Source organism: Nostoc flagelliforme FACHB-838, from assembly GCF_014698065.1.
Taxonomy (GTDB): domain Bacteria; phylum Cyanobacteriota; class Cyanobacteriia; order Cyanobacteriales; family Nostocaceae; genus Nostoc; species Nostoc flagelliforme_B.
On record NZ_JACJSI010000039.1, the window covers coordinates 14,227 to 28,961 of the forward strand.

General features: G+C 43.3%; 14 protein-coding genes. 2 read left to right on the forward strand and 12 right to left on the reverse strand.

The features are described from left to right. Positions 1 to 25: 25 nt before the first annotated feature. The 3 genes from H6G97_RS19445 to H6G97_RS19455 form a co-directional block, all read right to left on the reverse strand. Complete coding sequence (locus H6G97_RS19445; protein WP_190942356.1) at positions 26 to 361, reverse strand: cupin domain-containing protein; 336 nt, start codon at positions 359 to 361, stop codon at positions 26 to 28. Beyond that, a complete protein-coding gene (locus H6G97_RS19450) occupies positions 358 to 3,258 on the reverse strand; it encodes a glycerol-3-phosphate acyltransferase (protein WP_190942357.1) in 2,901 nt (966 codons plus the stop codon). Before H6G97_RS19450 ends, H6G97_RS19445 begins: the two co-directional genes overlap by 4 nt. A gap of 175 nt (positions 3,259 to 3,433) precedes the next feature. Next, positions 3,434 to 3,610, reverse strand: coding sequence for a hypothetical protein (locus H6G97_RS19455; RefSeq protein WP_176727114.1), 177 nt, complete (start codon positions 3,608 to 3,610; stop codon positions 3,434 to 3,436). 212 nt (positions 3,611 to 3,822) lie between these two features. On the opposite strand from H6G97_RS19455, the gene H6G97_RS19460 reads away from it, so the two are divergent. Continuing rightward, entirely contained in the window at positions 3,823 to 4,788 is a 966-nt protein-coding gene (locus tag H6G97_RS19460; protein ID WP_190942358.1) for a GDSL-type esterase/lipase family protein, read from the forward strand. A 13-nt stretch (positions 4,789 to 4,801) separates the two neighbouring features. On the opposite strand, the gene H6G97_RS19465 is transcribed toward H6G97_RS19460, so the two are convergent. The 9 genes from H6G97_RS19465 to H6G97_RS19505 form a co-directional block, all read right to left on the reverse strand. Continuing rightward, the gene (locus H6G97_RS19465; RefSeq protein ID WP_190942359.1) at positions 4,802 to 5,995 is read right to left on the reverse strand and encodes an NAD(P)H-quinone oxidoreductase subunit H; all 1,194 of its coding nucleotides are present in this window, start codon (positions 5,993 to 5,995) and stop codon (positions 4,802 to 4,804) included. 226 nt (positions 5,996 to 6,221) lie between these two features. After that, positions 6,222 to 7,133 carry a helix-turn-helix transcriptional regulator gene (locus tag H6G97_RS19470; RefSeq protein WP_190942360.1) on the reverse strand — a complete coding sequence of 304 codons (912 nt, stop codon included), beginning with the start codon at positions 7,131 to 7,133 and terminating at the stop codon, positions 6,222 to 6,224. A gap of 159 nt (positions 7,134 to 7,292) precedes the next feature. Further along, positions 7,293 to 8,210, reverse strand: a complete 918-nt coding sequence (locus H6G97_RS19475; protein WP_190942361.1) for a manganese catalase — start codon at positions 8,208 to 8,210, stop codon at positions 7,293 to 7,295. A gap of 479 nt (positions 8,211 to 8,689) precedes the next feature. Further along, positions 8,690 to 9,031: a cupin domain-containing protein gene (locus H6G97_RS19480; RefSeq protein ID WP_190731111.1), complete on the reverse strand. Its 342-nt coding sequence runs from the start codon at positions 9,029 to 9,031 to the stop codon at positions 8,690 to 8,692. A 7-nt stretch (positions 9,032 to 9,038) separates the two neighbouring features. Beyond that, positions 9,039 to 10,208 (reverse strand): zinc-dependent alcohol dehydrogenase, encoded by a 1,170-nt coding sequence (locus tag H6G97_RS19485; RefSeq protein ID WP_190942362.1) that lies wholly within the window; start codon positions 10,206 to 10,208, stop codon positions 9,039 to 9,041. A gap of 157 nt (positions 10,209 to 10,365) precedes the next feature. Then, positions 10,366 to 10,755 carry a hypothetical protein gene (locus H6G97_RS19490; protein WP_190942363.1) on the reverse strand — a complete coding sequence of 130 codons (390 nt, stop codon included), beginning with the start codon at positions 10,753 to 10,755 and terminating at the stop codon, positions 10,366 to 10,368. A gap of 62 nt (positions 10,756 to 10,817) precedes the next feature. Then, positions 10,818 to 11,987: a zinc-dependent alcohol dehydrogenase gene (locus H6G97_RS19495; RefSeq protein WP_190942364.1), complete on the reverse strand. Its 1,170-nt coding sequence runs from the start codon at positions 11,985 to 11,987 to the stop codon at positions 10,818 to 10,820. A gap of 102 nt (positions 11,988 to 12,089) precedes the next feature. Next, positions 12,090 to 12,788: an SRPBCC family protein gene (locus tag H6G97_RS19500; protein WP_190942365.1), complete on the reverse strand. Its 699-nt coding sequence runs from the start codon at positions 12,786 to 12,788 to the stop codon at positions 12,090 to 12,092. 105 nt (positions 12,789 to 12,893) lie between these two features. After that, positions 12,894 to 13,991: a DJ-1/PfpI/YhbO family deglycase/protease gene (locus tag H6G97_RS19505; protein WP_190942366.1), complete on the reverse strand. Its 1,098-nt coding sequence runs from the start codon at positions 13,989 to 13,991 to the stop codon at positions 12,894 to 12,896. A gap of 345 nt (positions 13,992 to 14,336) precedes the next feature. Between H6G97_RS19505 and H6G97_RS19510 the strand changes: the two genes are divergently transcribed. Beyond that, positions 14,337 to 14,735, forward strand: a complete 399-nt coding sequence (locus H6G97_RS19510; protein WP_190942367.1) for a DUF6335 family protein — start codon at positions 14,337 to 14,339, stop codon at positions 14,733 to 14,735.

Here is a 14,735-nt window from a genome sequence, read left to right on the forward strand (position 1 = left end):
TCCCAGCCTCCAGGCTGGGAACTTTTTAGACTCGCAAACCAAAATATGTCAAAATAAGCTCAGTTGAGCCACTATTGACAATTTCATGTACTTCTCCTACTTCTATCGCTACGCAGTTTCCCGGTAGTAGTGGGTACTCTTTACCATCAATGTGAATTACTCCCGAACCAGCTTCCACAAAGAATACTTCACACATATCTTGATGCGCGTGTGCTGGTGCGGTTTGTCCGGGCGCAAAACAGGCTTGAGAAAAGTTAGTTAGGTGAGGTAAGTCGCCAAAGCGTAGCATTACCTTTTTCTTGATTTCAGGATTGTGAGAAACAGACTCTTCTACTAAGTTTTTCAGAGAAGTGGTAATCATTCTGGTCTTAAATCGTTAGATAATTCCACAATACCCCTAGACCCATCAATCCGTACCCGTTGACCGTCTTGCAAAAGCCATGTAGCACCATGAACATCCATGACTGCGGGTATTCCATATTCACGAGCAATGATCGCACCGTGAGAAAGCCTTCCACCAGCTTCGGCAATTAATCCCCCAGCCCTCAATAACAATGGCGCCCAACCGGAATCTGTGTAAGGCACTACCAGAATCGTATCTCGGTCAATCTCTGGTACATCTTGTAAATTTCGCAACACTTTTACTCTACCTTCGGCTTGCCCCTGGCTAGCTCCTATACCTTGTAAAATTTGGTCAGAGTAGAGCAAAGAGGGAGCTAAGGGGTGAGGAGGTGTATTGCCGTAAACTAAAAGAGGTACTTGAATAATCTCACTATCTTGGAAAAATTGCGATCGCCTCAATTCTACTAACTCAATTAAGCTGAAATCTTCACCCCCAACTAAACGCCGCACTTCATCAAAGTTGAGAAAAAAGATATCTCCTGGTTTCTTGAGTAAACCAGAGTTTAACCAAATCTTCTCTAAAGCGACAAAACTCCAACGCAATTCAGCCAACAGTCGGGAATAAACTTCGGTGACTCGCCCTTTGATATCTACACGCTGTTGCACAAACGAGCGTTTGCGCTTACTAGCAAAGATGCTATTAATCGCGTCTTTAGCGCCTGCTTGTGGTTCGTTACCTTGCATTAACTGCACAAACATCTGCTTGATCATCTGGGGATTTTCCCGCCAAGTAGGAACGGAGATATCAGTTCCCACTTCACTTAAATAGCCGTAATCCTGAAGCAATTCATCAAATGCTTGCAGGATCTTCTCTCCTTCTGGGGTTTGCTTTAATTGCTCAAATACCTGCTGTGGCTCAAACTCAACTAATATTTGCTTGGCATCTGTCGCTATTGCACTGAGCGATCGCAATGCTGCTATCTCTGGGGTGACACTGTTATCAATTTGGCCATCCTTTACCCGAAAAATCGCTTGTCTTAAGGCAGCACTCAAGGGAGCTAAAATGCTGTAATACGTTCCTCGATGCAGCAACTCCAGAATAAAATCAATTCTTGCCAGCAGCTTTGATGGTTCCAAGTTATCTGTATCTTCCTGTGCCAATTGCGACAACCCAGGAATGAAGCGTTTGTGATAATCCCGCTTAAAGTCTTTTTCTAAACTTAATTCTCGCTTCAGCAACCTCCCTAATCCCGGCAAATTTTCCCAGGTTGACTGCAAGGAAGGTTTACTTAATTTAGCTCCTCTGGTTAAAAATTCCAAACTTTCCGGCGGCAGTCCCATGCGAAGAAAAATATCTCCTAAGAGGGATGCATTAAAGTAAGCTCTGGAATAATGCAGAGTTGCTGTTTTGTTGAAATCTAACCCCAAGGCGCGATCGCCTAAAACTATAGTAAAAAGCTCTCCCCAAACTCCACAAGTTAGGGGACGATTAATCGACCATGTTAAAGGGTGAATGACTCCGGGGATCACTTCAGCAGCGATTTTGCGTGTCCAAATGGGCAGCAGAGTGGTGATCGGTCGAGATTGCAATACCCAAAGCGTTTGACCGTCATAACTCCACTCGATATCTTGAGGAGTGCCATGATAACGTTTTTCGAGTCGGGAAGCCAAGTATGCAACTTGCTTGATTAATGCTTGTGGTACTCGTCCTTCACCTTCTAATTGTACAGAGTAAGAATTTTCTGTTTCCAGGATAAAAGCGCGATATTGTTCTGGTGTAACTTTTCCCGAAACAACTTGCGTTGGGCTGCCGGGAAGGGCTTCAATGATGATTGCATCACCTTGTTGAGTTATGGGATCGCGACTGAAAGCGACACCAGAATATACACTCTGGACTTGTTGTTGAATCAACACAGCCATTGCTGTCTCATTCAAACCGCGATCGCGCCGATATTGGACAGCAGATGGATGATTGTAGGAAGCTTGAACTTGAGCGATCGCTTGCTGCAATGCCTCTGAGCTAGTAACATTTAAAACTGTTTCATACTGTCCAGCAGCAGAAGCGTATTCTGAGTCTTCTCCAATAGCGGAGGAACGCACCACCAAGGGCGATAATTCTGATGGCTGGAGAAATTCTGTCAACAGTTCAGGATTCTCGATTGGTGCCAATACCCACCCCTTCGGCACTGAATAACCCCAGCGCTTAATTTGAGATAATGTAGCTGCCTTTTCGCCAACAATGGCAGCATCCAACTCTTCATCTAAAGAAACCACTGTGCGTTGGCGTAGCCCGTCGACATCGCCTCCTAAAAATTCCAACATCGCTTGCGATTCTGTTTGGGCATCTTGGGCTGGCAGGTTCATATCGTCAGGAATTTTGGTGTAAATCCAAAACATTAAACCAGCTAAGGTGACAGCAGCAAGCATCCGGGGAATATCGCTCAGGTGCAAAATTGCCACAAATATAGGAAAAAGAAGCAAAACCCCAAATTTGACTACCCGTTTTGATTGGAGAATTGTAAAACTAATACCTGCAAAGAAAGATACAAAGATTGCCACCAATGGATCATGTACGACAAATCCCCAAACAACATTTGTCGTACCTGCCCCTTTGCCTATCCAGTATCTACCGATTACCAAAGCGATCAGCGCAACTAATTCCCAAGACGATCCATCTGGGAAGAAAACGCGGCTGAGTAAAACTGCCGCAACTCCTTTAAGGGCTTCTGACAGGACTGCCAGAATTCCGACAAATTTGCCGCCATGATAAAAGGCAGCCGATACGCTGATGTTTCTTGTACCAACTTGTGATAACTGCTTCCGCGTCAGCGCGTAAGTTATCCATGCAATCAGGGGTAATCCGCCCAAGAGGGGGCAGACAATTAAAAGAACTAAGACACCCCAAGGTTCAAACATTCTGGATTTTGGATTTTAGATCTAAATTTTCCATCTAAAACCTCAAATCTCAAATCTAAAGTTTTTCTGAAATTTTTGATGGTTATTAGGGCGTTTTTATTTACTAGTTGCTAAATGGACACTTGGCTACAACGGAAACCGTTTTTGCCAGTGCCCTTCTAGGCAACTAATGGTTTTAGTTTAGCGCATAGGCAGCTTGCAGCGCCCAGATTATGAGAGCAGCGATCGATCCCAGAAGCAACACGGTAGAGATAGTGACTACTTTTGGGGAATCTGCACCCTCAAATTTCATAATTCCTCGATTTAAGTCGGACATAGCTTTGTAATCCTCTGTTGTTGGAGCATGAAACATTTGTCCGTTTTGATTGTAGTCCTTCTCTTTGCGGATGATGTTAAATTCCTAATACTATTTTGTTTAAGCTTGGCAATTATTAAATCCCCACAATTACTTACTTCTCTAGAGGTATTGGTCTTATTTATACAAATGTTGGGGATTAGAGACTAATGCCTAATGCGTCAGTTACTATCGTTGAACAGTAATTCGGTGTAAGAGGGTGTGAGTAGGTGAAAGTGGCATTGATTGTAATTTTGGCGGTAGTTTTGGGATTGTTTGTGGTAGTTGAAATTGGACTGCGATCGCTGTTTGGTTTTGGTAATCCTCTGATTTATATTGGCGATGAGCAGATTGGTTATTTATTGGCTCCTAACCAGCGTACCCGTCGTTTTGGTAATCGCATTGAAATTAATGAATATTCTATGCGAGGTAGTTCGCCAAAAAAGATACCTGCATCTTCTGGACTGCGAGTTTTATTGTTAGGTGATTCTATCGCTAATGGTGGCTGGTGGACAGATCAGACAAATACAATATCTAGTTTGATGATGCGTTCTCTGGCATCATCAACTAATAGTAATTATCAGGAAGTAGAAGTGCTGAATGCTTCCGCGAACTCTTGGGGGCCAAGGAACGAATTAGCTTATTTAAAGAAATTTGGCGATTTTAACGCGCAAGTAGTGGTGTTATTAATTAATACTGATGATTTGTTTGCTACTGCTCCCACTTCTTTACCAGTAGGACGTGATCGCAATTACCCAGATAGTAAACCTCCTCTAGCGTTAGTGGAAGTGTGGCAGCGCTATATCCTTAAGCAAAAGCCGATACCCGAAATACAAGCAGTGCAAAATGAACCAGGCGATCGCGTGGGGATTAATCTAGAGGCGATCGCTAAAATTCAAGCCCTAACTCGTCAAACCAACAGCCAATTTTTACTAGTCATGACTCCTTTACTACGAGAAATTGGCGAACCAGGCCCCCGCGATTACGAAATTAAAGCACGTCAGCGCTTGAGCGATTTTACGAAAGCACAGCAAATTAGTTATGTAGACTTTTTGCCGATATTCAATTCAACCACTAACCCGCAAGGTTTATTTCACGACCACATTCACCTCAACTTGCAAGGTAATAAATTTGTCAGTGAAGTTATGGAGCGATCGCTTTTGGAAATACTGGAGAAGTCGTCACTCCGCCACTAATATTCGTGGACAACTACCGATCTACTGATCCCATGATGATATCGATACTACCCAATACTACAACTAGATCGGCAACCTTCACGCCGCGTAAGATTTCGGGTAATACTTGCAAGTTATTGAAATCGGCGGGACGAATTTTCCATCGCCAGGGGAAGACATGATCATCGCCAATTAAATAAATTCCCAATTCACCTTTACCACTTTCTACACGGGCGTAAATTTCCCCCTTGGGAATCTTAAACGTGGGGGCAACTTTTTTGGCAATGTACTGGTAATCAAAGCCATCCCACTCAGATTTCTTCCCTGCTGCCATCCGCTTGGCTTCCAGGTTCTCAAAAGCACCACCGGGAAGTCCTTTGAGGGCTTGGCGAATAATTTTCACCGATTCGCGCATTTCCCGAATTCTGACCAAGTAACGGGCATAACAATCACCAGCAGTATCCCACTGCACTTCCCAGTCGAAATCGTCGTAACATTCATAATGGTCTACTTTCCGCAAATCCCATTTCACACCAGAAGCGCGTAACATCGGGCCAGAAAGCCCCCAATTGATCGCTTCTTCACGAGCGATCGCGCCAATGCCTTGAACGCGACGGCGGAAGATGGGATTATTGGTAATTAAGCGCTCATACTCGTCTACTTTGGGAAAAAAGTAATTGCAGAAATCTTCGCACTTGTCTACCCAACCATAAGGCAAATCTGCCGCCACACCGCCAATGCGAAAGTAGTTATTGTTCACCATCCGATAACCTGTAGCGGCTTCCCACAAATCATAAATCAACTCCCGTTCTCGGAAGATGTAGAAAAAGGGAGTTCCAGCACCCGTATCAAGTAAGAATGGGCCCAACCATAGCAGGTGATTAGCAATCCGGTTCAATTCCAGCATGATGACACGGATATAGCTAGCACGTTTCGGAACAGTAATATCAGCTAATTTTTCTGGGGCATTAACTGTAACCGCTTCGTTAAACATCCCAGCTGCATAGTCCCACCGACTAACATAGGGCACATACATGATATTGCTGCGGTTCTCAGCAATTTTTTCCATACCTCTATGCAGATAGCCAAGAACTGGCTCACAATCGATGACATCTTCACCATCCAGGGTGACAATCAATCTAAAACACCCATGCATAGACGGATGGTGAGGGCCCATGTTGAGCAGCATGGGTTCAGTTCTAGTTTCAATCCTTCTACCGACGGTCATAATTAAATATTCCTCTTCCCCAAAGATTGAAAATGAGTGGCGATGCTTCGCTTTAATCAGGAATTATATAAAGAGTGAAATTTAGTCGAAAGTTAGATAGATACTATTCATACAGCGAAACACTTTTTATGCTGATTTTTAGAATCACGATTTTAAATCGTGCTAGCCTCCATTATTGGAATAATATGGATTGTAGTCTTGTATATTTGTCCTATTTTTGGACGTTTTACCGATTTTTTTGTAAAACTGTCTTAGGCGTAACTCCCATAAGACGCTTAAAGTGGCGATTGAGATGGCTTTGATCGACAAAACCAACTTGACTAGCAATCTCTGCAATGGAAAATTCTCTTTGAAGCAACAACTGTTTAGCTTTTTCAATCCGACAGCGAATAATATATTGATGTGGAGTCGCACCAGTAGATTGTTTAAACAGTTGCGAAAAGTAATGAGAACTCATTTGGACAACGCCTGCAAGCTCCTTTAAACTTAAGTCTTGAGCAAGATAAGTATTGATATAATCAATCACTTGCTGCAACTTGTGTTTTGGTAAACCGCCTGAGTATTCCCGTAATACAAGTTTCTGTGTACAGTAGTGCTGCAATAGATGAACGATTAGGGCATTAGCCATTGCTTCTGCGTATAGCCGACTATCTGCACCATAATTTTCGAGGGCAGATTTGAGGGCTAGCCCAATTTGGTAAACCAGTGGATCGGGTGTGGCAAAGTGTGGTAAAAGTTCAATGCGATCAGGATCAACTGATTCGTAAATTGCATGAGCGAAAACAGTTGGTTCAAATCCCAGAAGAATCACACCACCGGCTGTATCCCAACAGGCACGATGTCCCGTGTAAGCAGGGGCGACAACAATATTACCCTGAATTACTTGCTCACTTTGAAAGCGACCATCAAGCCTCCGTTCTGCCTGAATTGGTGTTGGCACTTCGGTAAAAATGGCAACACCATGCTGTTTAGACAAAACCTCTGGAGTCTCGCCAGCCGTCTGCCAGTCATAAGCAAAATAAACATTATTCCAGTTTGCACTCAAACTAGTCAGAAGTGGCGATCGCGAAAAAATTCGTTTATACCCATCTTCCTTTTCTTTGGAGAAGTCAACAGATAAGGATTTCGTTTCTAGCATCGCTCTTACTACTTTCACGTTCCTAATCTATCAAACTACCAAATGATAGCTACCTAGCTGATGCATCTTCATCAAAATTCCCCCAACCCTCCTTTAGAAGGAGAATTGGGGGAATTAAGTGTTATTAAGACAGATGTGAATGCAACTCTATGCCAATGATTAGTCACCGATTATACGGTCAATCAAAGAGGGTGCGCTCGAAGCATCGCCTTGTGCCAGTGGCATTTTCGAGGTACCATGCAGTCGTGGATCGGGCACAGGAGGTTGCGGTTCTGGGCCTAGTGGTTGGGGATTTTCTACATACTCAAATTCGCCTTTGCCATCCATTGAGGGGCCTTTTGCCCAACGGCCTTCAGAACTTTCCGTACCTTCTGAGTGATTCCAGAACTGATAAGAAAACTCGCGTTTCTCCAATTCCAATGGGAAGGAACTGGGAACTGGCGTGGTTTCCAATCCAGAGCTTTCTAAATCCTCAATAGTTGCTAGCCACAAGTTTTGATGCATGGTATCACGAGCAATCATAAAGCTCAAGGTATCTTTCACCCCTGGATCGTCGGTCATCTCATACAGTCGCACTGCTTGCAAACGTCCTTGACTTTCGGCGTGGAGATTAGACCGGAAATCTGCCAACAGGTTGCCACTGGAGACAATATAACGACCGTTCCAAGGATAGCCGACGCTATCAGATGGGGTTGCACCCAAACCAGACACAATAGCGTGTTGGGGGTTCATTGCCGCCGCCATAATTACATCTCGTGGGCTACTACCGCCCATCACAGCACCTACTACCGCATCTTTTGCACTTTCTTCTTGCATTTTGAGCGGCGCTTTATCTAGAAGATGAGCAATCATTGTTGCCAGCATCTCAATGTGACCGATTTCTTCAGTACCAACATCTAGCAGCATATCTCGGTACTTGGCAGGGCCTCGACAGTTCCAACCTTGGAACAAATACTGCATCATCACCGTCATTTCACCAAATGTGCCGCCAATGAGTTCTTGAATTTTCATTGCGTAAACTGCATCTGGTTTTTCTGGTGGCTTAAAATACTGAAGTTTCTTATTGTGATAAAACATTTGAATTCCTCGTTAATAGATGTCGTTTACACAAAATCAAAACAGTTGCCAAACTTTTATGCGATTTTGCGTAGCCTCTTATTACTAGGAAACTAATCAAATGCTTTATCTTCATCAGCCTCTAGTCTGATAAAAAAAATACTTTTAAATAAGTATTCCGACTAGGGCTTTTTTCTTAATAGTTCTGTCTAGGAAAGGATTTCATAAACCCCTGGCTTCTTTCGAGAAAGGTATAACCAAAAGACAGTAGGGTAGCACAGTTGTGCTACCCTACGAAATACCTACATTGAAAAAAAGGCAAGGGAGCAGGGAGCAGGGGGATAGAAAAGAATTGGGATTCGACCCCACCTGTTGCGTTAGCTTCCCGCTCTTTACGAAAACCACTTAATGTGGGGGACTCAGACCCATCTCCCCTTCATTCCACGACAGGAAGAAGGGGTCATTTCCCTCTGCCCCCTGCCTCTTCTTTTATCTGTAGCTTAATTTTCATCCCGTCCGTGGACTTGAGCCGGTGGACTGGTTGCTTCAACAGCCGTGAATGGTTCCAGAATTTTGTATGTGTGGCTGGCTCCTTTGGGTACAACCCAAGAATTTCCAGGCTCTAGCAAAATCATTTGCCCTTCAATGTGCAATTCGGCACGACCATTAATTACATAACCAACTGTTTCATAGTCGCGGGAAGCTGGTTCTTTGTCTTCGTTTGGTTGTTCGTCTTCCCAAAGACGCATGGAAATAGATTTACCAGAAGCAAGATACTTCTGACCGAGTTTACCTTTAGGGGAATGGGTAGAATCTATTTTTTTAACGCTGGTATCGCTCATAATTACCTTATGGTTTGAGTACAACTTTGATGCAGTTATCTTTCTTGTGCTTAAAAATTTCGTAGCCGTGGGGCGCTTGTTCTAAAGGTAAAGTATGGGTGATGATAAAGGTTGGATCGATTTCACCGTTTTGAATCCGTTCTAACAAGGGTCGTAAATACCTATGGACATTTGTTTGTCCCATTTTGAAGGTTAATCCCTTATTCATGGCAGCACCCATTGGGATTTTGTCAAGGAAGCCACCGTACACACCCGCAATTGATACGTGACCACCTTTAGCAGCAGACACTATTACTTGCCGTAATGCGGTTGGACGGTCTGTTTCTAGACGTACTGCTTGCTTTACCTGGTCGTAAAACGCCATAAAATCTGTACCGTGTGCCTCCATTCCTACTGCATCTATGCAAGCATCGGGGCCACGACCGCCAGTCATTTCTTTGAGTGCTTCGCCAATATTTACTTCTTCGTAGTTGAGAACTTCAGCTTTACCGTATTCTTTAGCCATTTGCAGACGTTCGGGAATGCGGTCAAAGGCGATTACACGTTCCGCACCTAGCATATATGCACTTTTGATGGCGAATTGTCCGACTGGGCCACAACCCCAAACGGCGACAATATCACCGGGTTTGATGTTGCAGTTCTCGGCTGCCATGTAGCCAGTGGGAAAAATATCTGTTAAAAATAGCACTTGCTCATCCGTTAAACCATCGGGTATTTTGAGCAAGCCGACATCGGCAAATGGTACTCGTGCATACTCTGCTTGACCACCAGCGTAACCGCCGAATAAATGAGAGTAGCCAAATAGACCTGCTGGCGAATGTCCCATTTGCTTTTCTACTAACCAAGCATTGGGGTTAGAGTTATCGCACAATGACCATAAATCCCGATTGCAGAAAAAGCAACTACCGCAAGATATAGTGAAGGGAACAACGACGCGATCGCCTACGTTCACATTTTTAACTGCACTTCCAAGTTCTACGACTTCCCCCATGAATTCATGACCAAGGATATCGCCCTTTTGCATGGTGGGAATGTAGCCGTCATAAATATGCAAATCAGAACCACAAATTGCCGTCGAAGTAATTTTAACAATGGCATCGCGTGGGTTAAGAATTTTAGGGTCGGGAACTGTATCTACCCGCACGTCGTTTGCTCCATGCCAGCAAACTGCTTTCATAATTATTTATTCCTTAGTTATGATTTCTGGCTTGTTTATATCAAGATAAATACTTGATTTAGCCTGATTTTGAGACGCGATAATTATCGCGTCTCAGTCACTACTCAAATTTGGTTGAGCAATGTATGAGTCAAAAACTGAGTCAAAAACCTAGACTCTATCTCTTAGTGCTTGATGGAGGATTTTGGTAATAACCTTCTTTAGTTTCAGTCAATGGCTGAACTGTTTCTTCGACTTTATTTTTTGTAGACTTCAGAAACTCTTTTGTAGAGCGAGGAGTCTCTTCATCCAAGTTTAACTTTTCGCGGATATTTTCAGCAGCTTCTTTTAATGGGTTTTGGGTTTTCGTTGTTTGGGTATCGTTTCTCATTTCACCCTGACCATCTGGTACTCCTTTATAATAGGTTCCCTCTGGAGTTATAACATCAGCTTGCGCTACATTAATGTCGCTAAAAGCTTGACCCAGTAAAAACATAAATCCTACCAGGAAAACTACAAGAATTTGAGAAATACGAATATTTCGCAGCCAAGAAGTTAATCGATTCATAAAAGACCTCAATTCTATTATGTAAGGTGTACACATCCAAACCTTAAATGACTATTTGCCATTTAGGGTTTAAGAACAACTTTGATGCAGTTATCCTTTTTTTGTTGAAAGATGTTGTAGGCGTGGGGTGCTTGTTCTAAAGGCAATTGATGGGTGACAACGAAGGATGGATCAAGTTTTCCATCCAAAATCATCTGCAATAACGAATGCATATATTTTTGTCCATGCATTTGTCCCATCCTAAAGGTTAGACCCTTATTAAAGGCTGCACCCAATGGTATTTTGTCTACAAAACCACCATAAACACCCATGATTGAAAGAGTCCCGCCTTTACGACAGGCGACCATCATTTCCCGCAAAACGTGGGGACGGTCGGTTTCCAATTTGAGCTTTTGTTTTGTTTCGTCGTAGAAGCCTTCTAAACCAACACCGTGTGCTTCTAAACCAACGGCATCGATGCAAGCATCGGGGCCACGACCACCTGTCATCTCTTTCAACGCTTCGCCAGCATTAACTTCTTCGTAGTTAATCACTTCTGCTTTGGCAAACTTTTTCGCCATTTCCAGGCGTTCGGGAAAGCGATCTATAGCGATCACTTTTTCGGCTCCCATCATGTAGGCGCTAATCATGGCAAATTGTCCAACAGCACCGCAACCCCAAACGGCTACAGTATCACCCGGTTGGATATCGCATAATTCTGCGCCCATATAACCAGTGGGGATGGCATCGGAGATGAATAACAACATCTCATCCGGCAAGTCTGGCGGAACTTTGACGACACCCACATCAGCAAAGGGTACACGGATATATTCTGCTTGTGCGCCTGCATAGCCACCTAACATGTGGGAGTAGCCATAAATGGCTGAGGTGATATTGCCAAATAATTTTTCTTCAATCCAACCTTTGGGATTGGAATTATCGCACAACGACCACATATCATGTTGGCAATAATGGCAATTACCACAGCCAATGGTGGAAGGAACAACAACGCGATCGCCTATTTTTAAATTGTTGACTCCTTTACCAACTTCCACGACTTCCCCCATAAATTCGTGACCAATAATGTCACCCTGTTGCACTGTGGGAATATAGCCACCATATATATGTAGATCAGAGCCACAAATCGCCGTGGAAGTAATTTTAATAATCGCATCACGCGGATTAAGAATTGTCGGATCTGGTACCGACTGTACCCGCACATCATTAGCACCGTTCCAGCAAACTGCTTTCATAGTTATTAGTCCTTAGTCATTAGTCATTAGTCATTGGTCATTGGTCATTGGTCATTCGCTTTTGGCAAAGGACAAATGACAAGGGACAAAGAACAAATAACTCTACTTGCGTCCAGAAGGTTGACCTTCTGTTGTAGCAATTTCGCCTGCTTCCATTAGCATCTTGAAGCGGCGCAATTCATCGCCAATTTGCTGTTCTGGTTCTTCACCAAAAAGTTTAGCTACGGTAGCTCCCAATGCTCCACCGGGGGGGTTATACTCCAAAACAACCTTAACTTCCGTGCCGCGATCGCCTGGTGCTTTTTTGAAGCGGACAAAACCAGAATTATCAATGTCTGCACCTTCTACAGAAGCCCAAGAAATAAATTCATTTTCCCGGTCTTCGAGAATCTCTGCATCCCATTCTACTGTATTATCCAAAGGTGCATTGGCAATCCAATGAGAACGTTTTTCGTTATGCACCTTGACAGATTTGAGATGCTTCATAAATGTAGGCAAATTCTCAAAGTCGTGCCAAAAGCGATATAATTCTTCTGCCGATTTATTAATTGTTACCGTCTTTTCAACTTTGATGGGTTGGTTTAGACCTATTGCTTCCTGTGCTTTCTGGATTGTGCTTTGCTTGGTTGCACCTTGATAAACCAAACCGCCACCGGCTAAAGCCGTCAGCGCTCCTCGCAATGAACCTTGCCTTAAACCCATCAGCACCATAGCACCGCCACCGATAAGGGATGCCCAACGCTCTACTTCACTAGCTTCTGGCTGGTTTGTACTTGATTTATCCCCTGATGTTGAAGTCACTTTTTATATCTCCATTACTGTAAATTCACCATAGAGGCGCAAATACCCTCTTCTTTCTTGTGTGTTATTTGCGCCTCTTCGGTAGCTGTCTACGTTCAAAAAACCTTACATTGAAACAGCAGCCCCTGTAGTCGGCTTAGGAGGTTGAATCTGAGCGCCTACCCGTGCCCGATATAGTGTTGCCAATTGCTGTTCGTATTTCAATAAATCGTGGTAAATTTCTTTGAAAATAGCAGTTGCTACTGGGTCAGTGAACATTGCAGACAAATTGCCAATATCGCCGATACCAGTTTGCACATCACCTAAAGCAGAACGTAACTGATATATGTCATCACTTCCGGTCATGGCAGTTTTGACCTTGGCATACTGATTGGCAATATTTGCGCCTAAAGAGGGTTTTTCGTCCAATCGCTGGAGATAAGTTTCCAGTTTTTGAATGTGGCGCTGTTTATTAGCAATTATTTCCTGAAAGACTGAGTTAACTTCGTTATCTGATTCCTTTTGCAAGTAGTTTTCAAATGCTTCTAGCGAATAACGTTCACCAGCAAGGGCATTATTTAAACCTTTGGTGATCTCACCTTTAGTTGAGCCACCCCAAGCATCAGCCAGCTTCCACCATTCAGCACTTGTGTCTTTCTCATTTGGTAATGCGGCATCTTTGCCGCCATAACCCAAACGACTTAATATAGCTGTGGTGAAAATTGGCAAGTCTCCAGGTTCACGAGATGTAATCAAATTGCCGTCAACAACCACTGGCTCATCTAGATATTTTGCGCCAGCGTTAATCATGTCCTTGGCAATAGCGGTAAAACCAGTGGCTTGTTTACCTTTGAGCAAGTCGCCTTCAATCAAAACTTGTGGCCCATGACAAACAGCAGCGACTAATTTTCCTTGTTGTATAGCTTCTTGGACAAAACGCACTGTGTTCAAGTTCCGCCGCATTCTGTCGGGAGCCATCCCGCCGGGGATTATCACTGCGTCGAATTCAGCTGCGATCGCTTCTGTAGTAGTGCCGTCAGCTTGTATGCTAAGTTTGCCACGTTTACCTTTATATTTTTCATTCATGCGGGAACCGAGGACTACTACCTCCATTCCCGCTTGCTTTAGTCCATTATAAGGAACTGTAAATTCTGCATCCTCTACCGACTGTTCAATGAGAATGGCAATTTTCTTCTTACCGGAATGATTGTTATAGTCAGTCATAAATTTGTATTGCCTGTTTATTTCTAGTATTTAACTAGCTACAATATTTATCGATTAGGACATTAAATAGCTAGGATTTTTATTTTTGCTAAATAGAAAATAGTTATGAGTGAGAAGTTTACTACTGATGAATAATTCCCGTTTGATAACTCCTAACTCATAACTAAAAACTTCAACTACAAGTTGCTTGACCATGAATTCATATTGACAATGGTATGTCCCAATGGGTAGTTTAGCTTCGTTCCTAGGGGATAGATTATTTTATTTCTAAAGCTATACATCTCTAGTAAGACAACTTAGTTACAGGAAAACGTTATTCTAAGAATGCACAAAAGGGCTAGTATCATGGCAGAAAAAAATCATAATGACGAAATTGAAACCAATGATTTGCCACAGGAAATTACCGAATCCTACGGTACTGGTGTGAAAGACTTGCCAGGATACAATATTGGTGGGCGCTCAATAAGAACAGAAAGACAGGAATACACAGAAACTAGTCCTGAACTCACTGGTGGCGATGTTGATGCTTATTGGCAAGATGCAGATGCAGTTGGGGATGAGGCTGTTGGTGGTAGTACTTCCACTCCTGATCAAAATGTAACTGAGGAGCTAGAAGCAGCAGTAGGGTTAGAAATGGATGATTTTGCGTTTCTGCGTACTAACGAAATTTTAGAGGAACGTGACGATTCTCGCTGGGAGTTAGATCCGAAGTCTTCTGAAGATTATCAAGATCGGCGAGAATAA

Excerpts from the sequence above, each read along its gene's own strand:
- H6G97_RS19480 (WP_190731111.1), bottom strand. The coding sequence starts at position 9,031 with ATGAGCGATACCAGCGTTAAAAAAATAGATTCTACCCATTCCCCTAAA.
- H6G97_RS19445 (WP_190942356.1), bottom strand. The coding sequence starts at position 361 with ATGATTACCACTTCTCTGAAAAACTTAGTAGAAGAGTCTGTTTCTCAC.
- H6G97_RS19505 (WP_190942366.1), bottom strand. The coding sequence starts at position 13,991 with ATGACTGACTATAACAATCATTCCGGTAAGAAGAAAATTGCCATTCTC.
- H6G97_RS19475 (WP_190942361.1), bottom strand. The coding sequence starts at position 8,210 with ATGTTTTATCACAATAAGAAACTTCAGTATTTTAAGCCACCAGAAAAA.
- H6G97_RS19455 (WP_176727114.1), bottom strand. The coding sequence starts at position 3,610 with ATGTTTCATGCTCCAACAACAGAGGATTACAAAGCTATGTCCGACTTA.
- H6G97_RS19470 (WP_190942360.1), bottom strand. The coding sequence starts at position 7,133 with ATGCTAGAAACGAAATCCTTATCTGTTGACTTCTCCAAAGAAAAGGAA.
- H6G97_RS19450 (WP_190942357.1), bottom strand. The coding sequence starts at position 3,258 with ATGTTTGAACCTTGGGGTGTCTTAGTTCTTTTAATTGTCTGCCCCCTC.
- H6G97_RS19485 (WP_190942362.1), bottom strand. The coding sequence starts at position 10,208 with ATGAAAGCAGTTTGCTGGCATGGAGCAAACGACGTGCGGGTAGATACA.
- H6G97_RS19510 (WP_190942367.1), top strand. The coding sequence starts at position 14,337 with ATGGCAGAAAAAAATCATAATGACGAAATTGAAACCAATGATTTGCCA.
- H6G97_RS19465 (WP_190942359.1), bottom strand. The coding sequence starts at position 5,995 with ATGACCGTCGGTAGAAGGATTGAAACTAGAACTGAACCCATGCTGCTC.
- H6G97_RS19490 (WP_190942363.1), bottom strand. The coding sequence starts at position 10,755 with ATGAATCGATTAACTTCTTGGCTGCGAAATATTCGTATTTCTCAAATT.
- H6G97_RS19495 (WP_190942364.1), bottom strand. The coding sequence starts at position 11,987 with ATGAAAGCAGTTTGCTGGAACGGTGCTAATGATGTGCGGGTACAGTCG.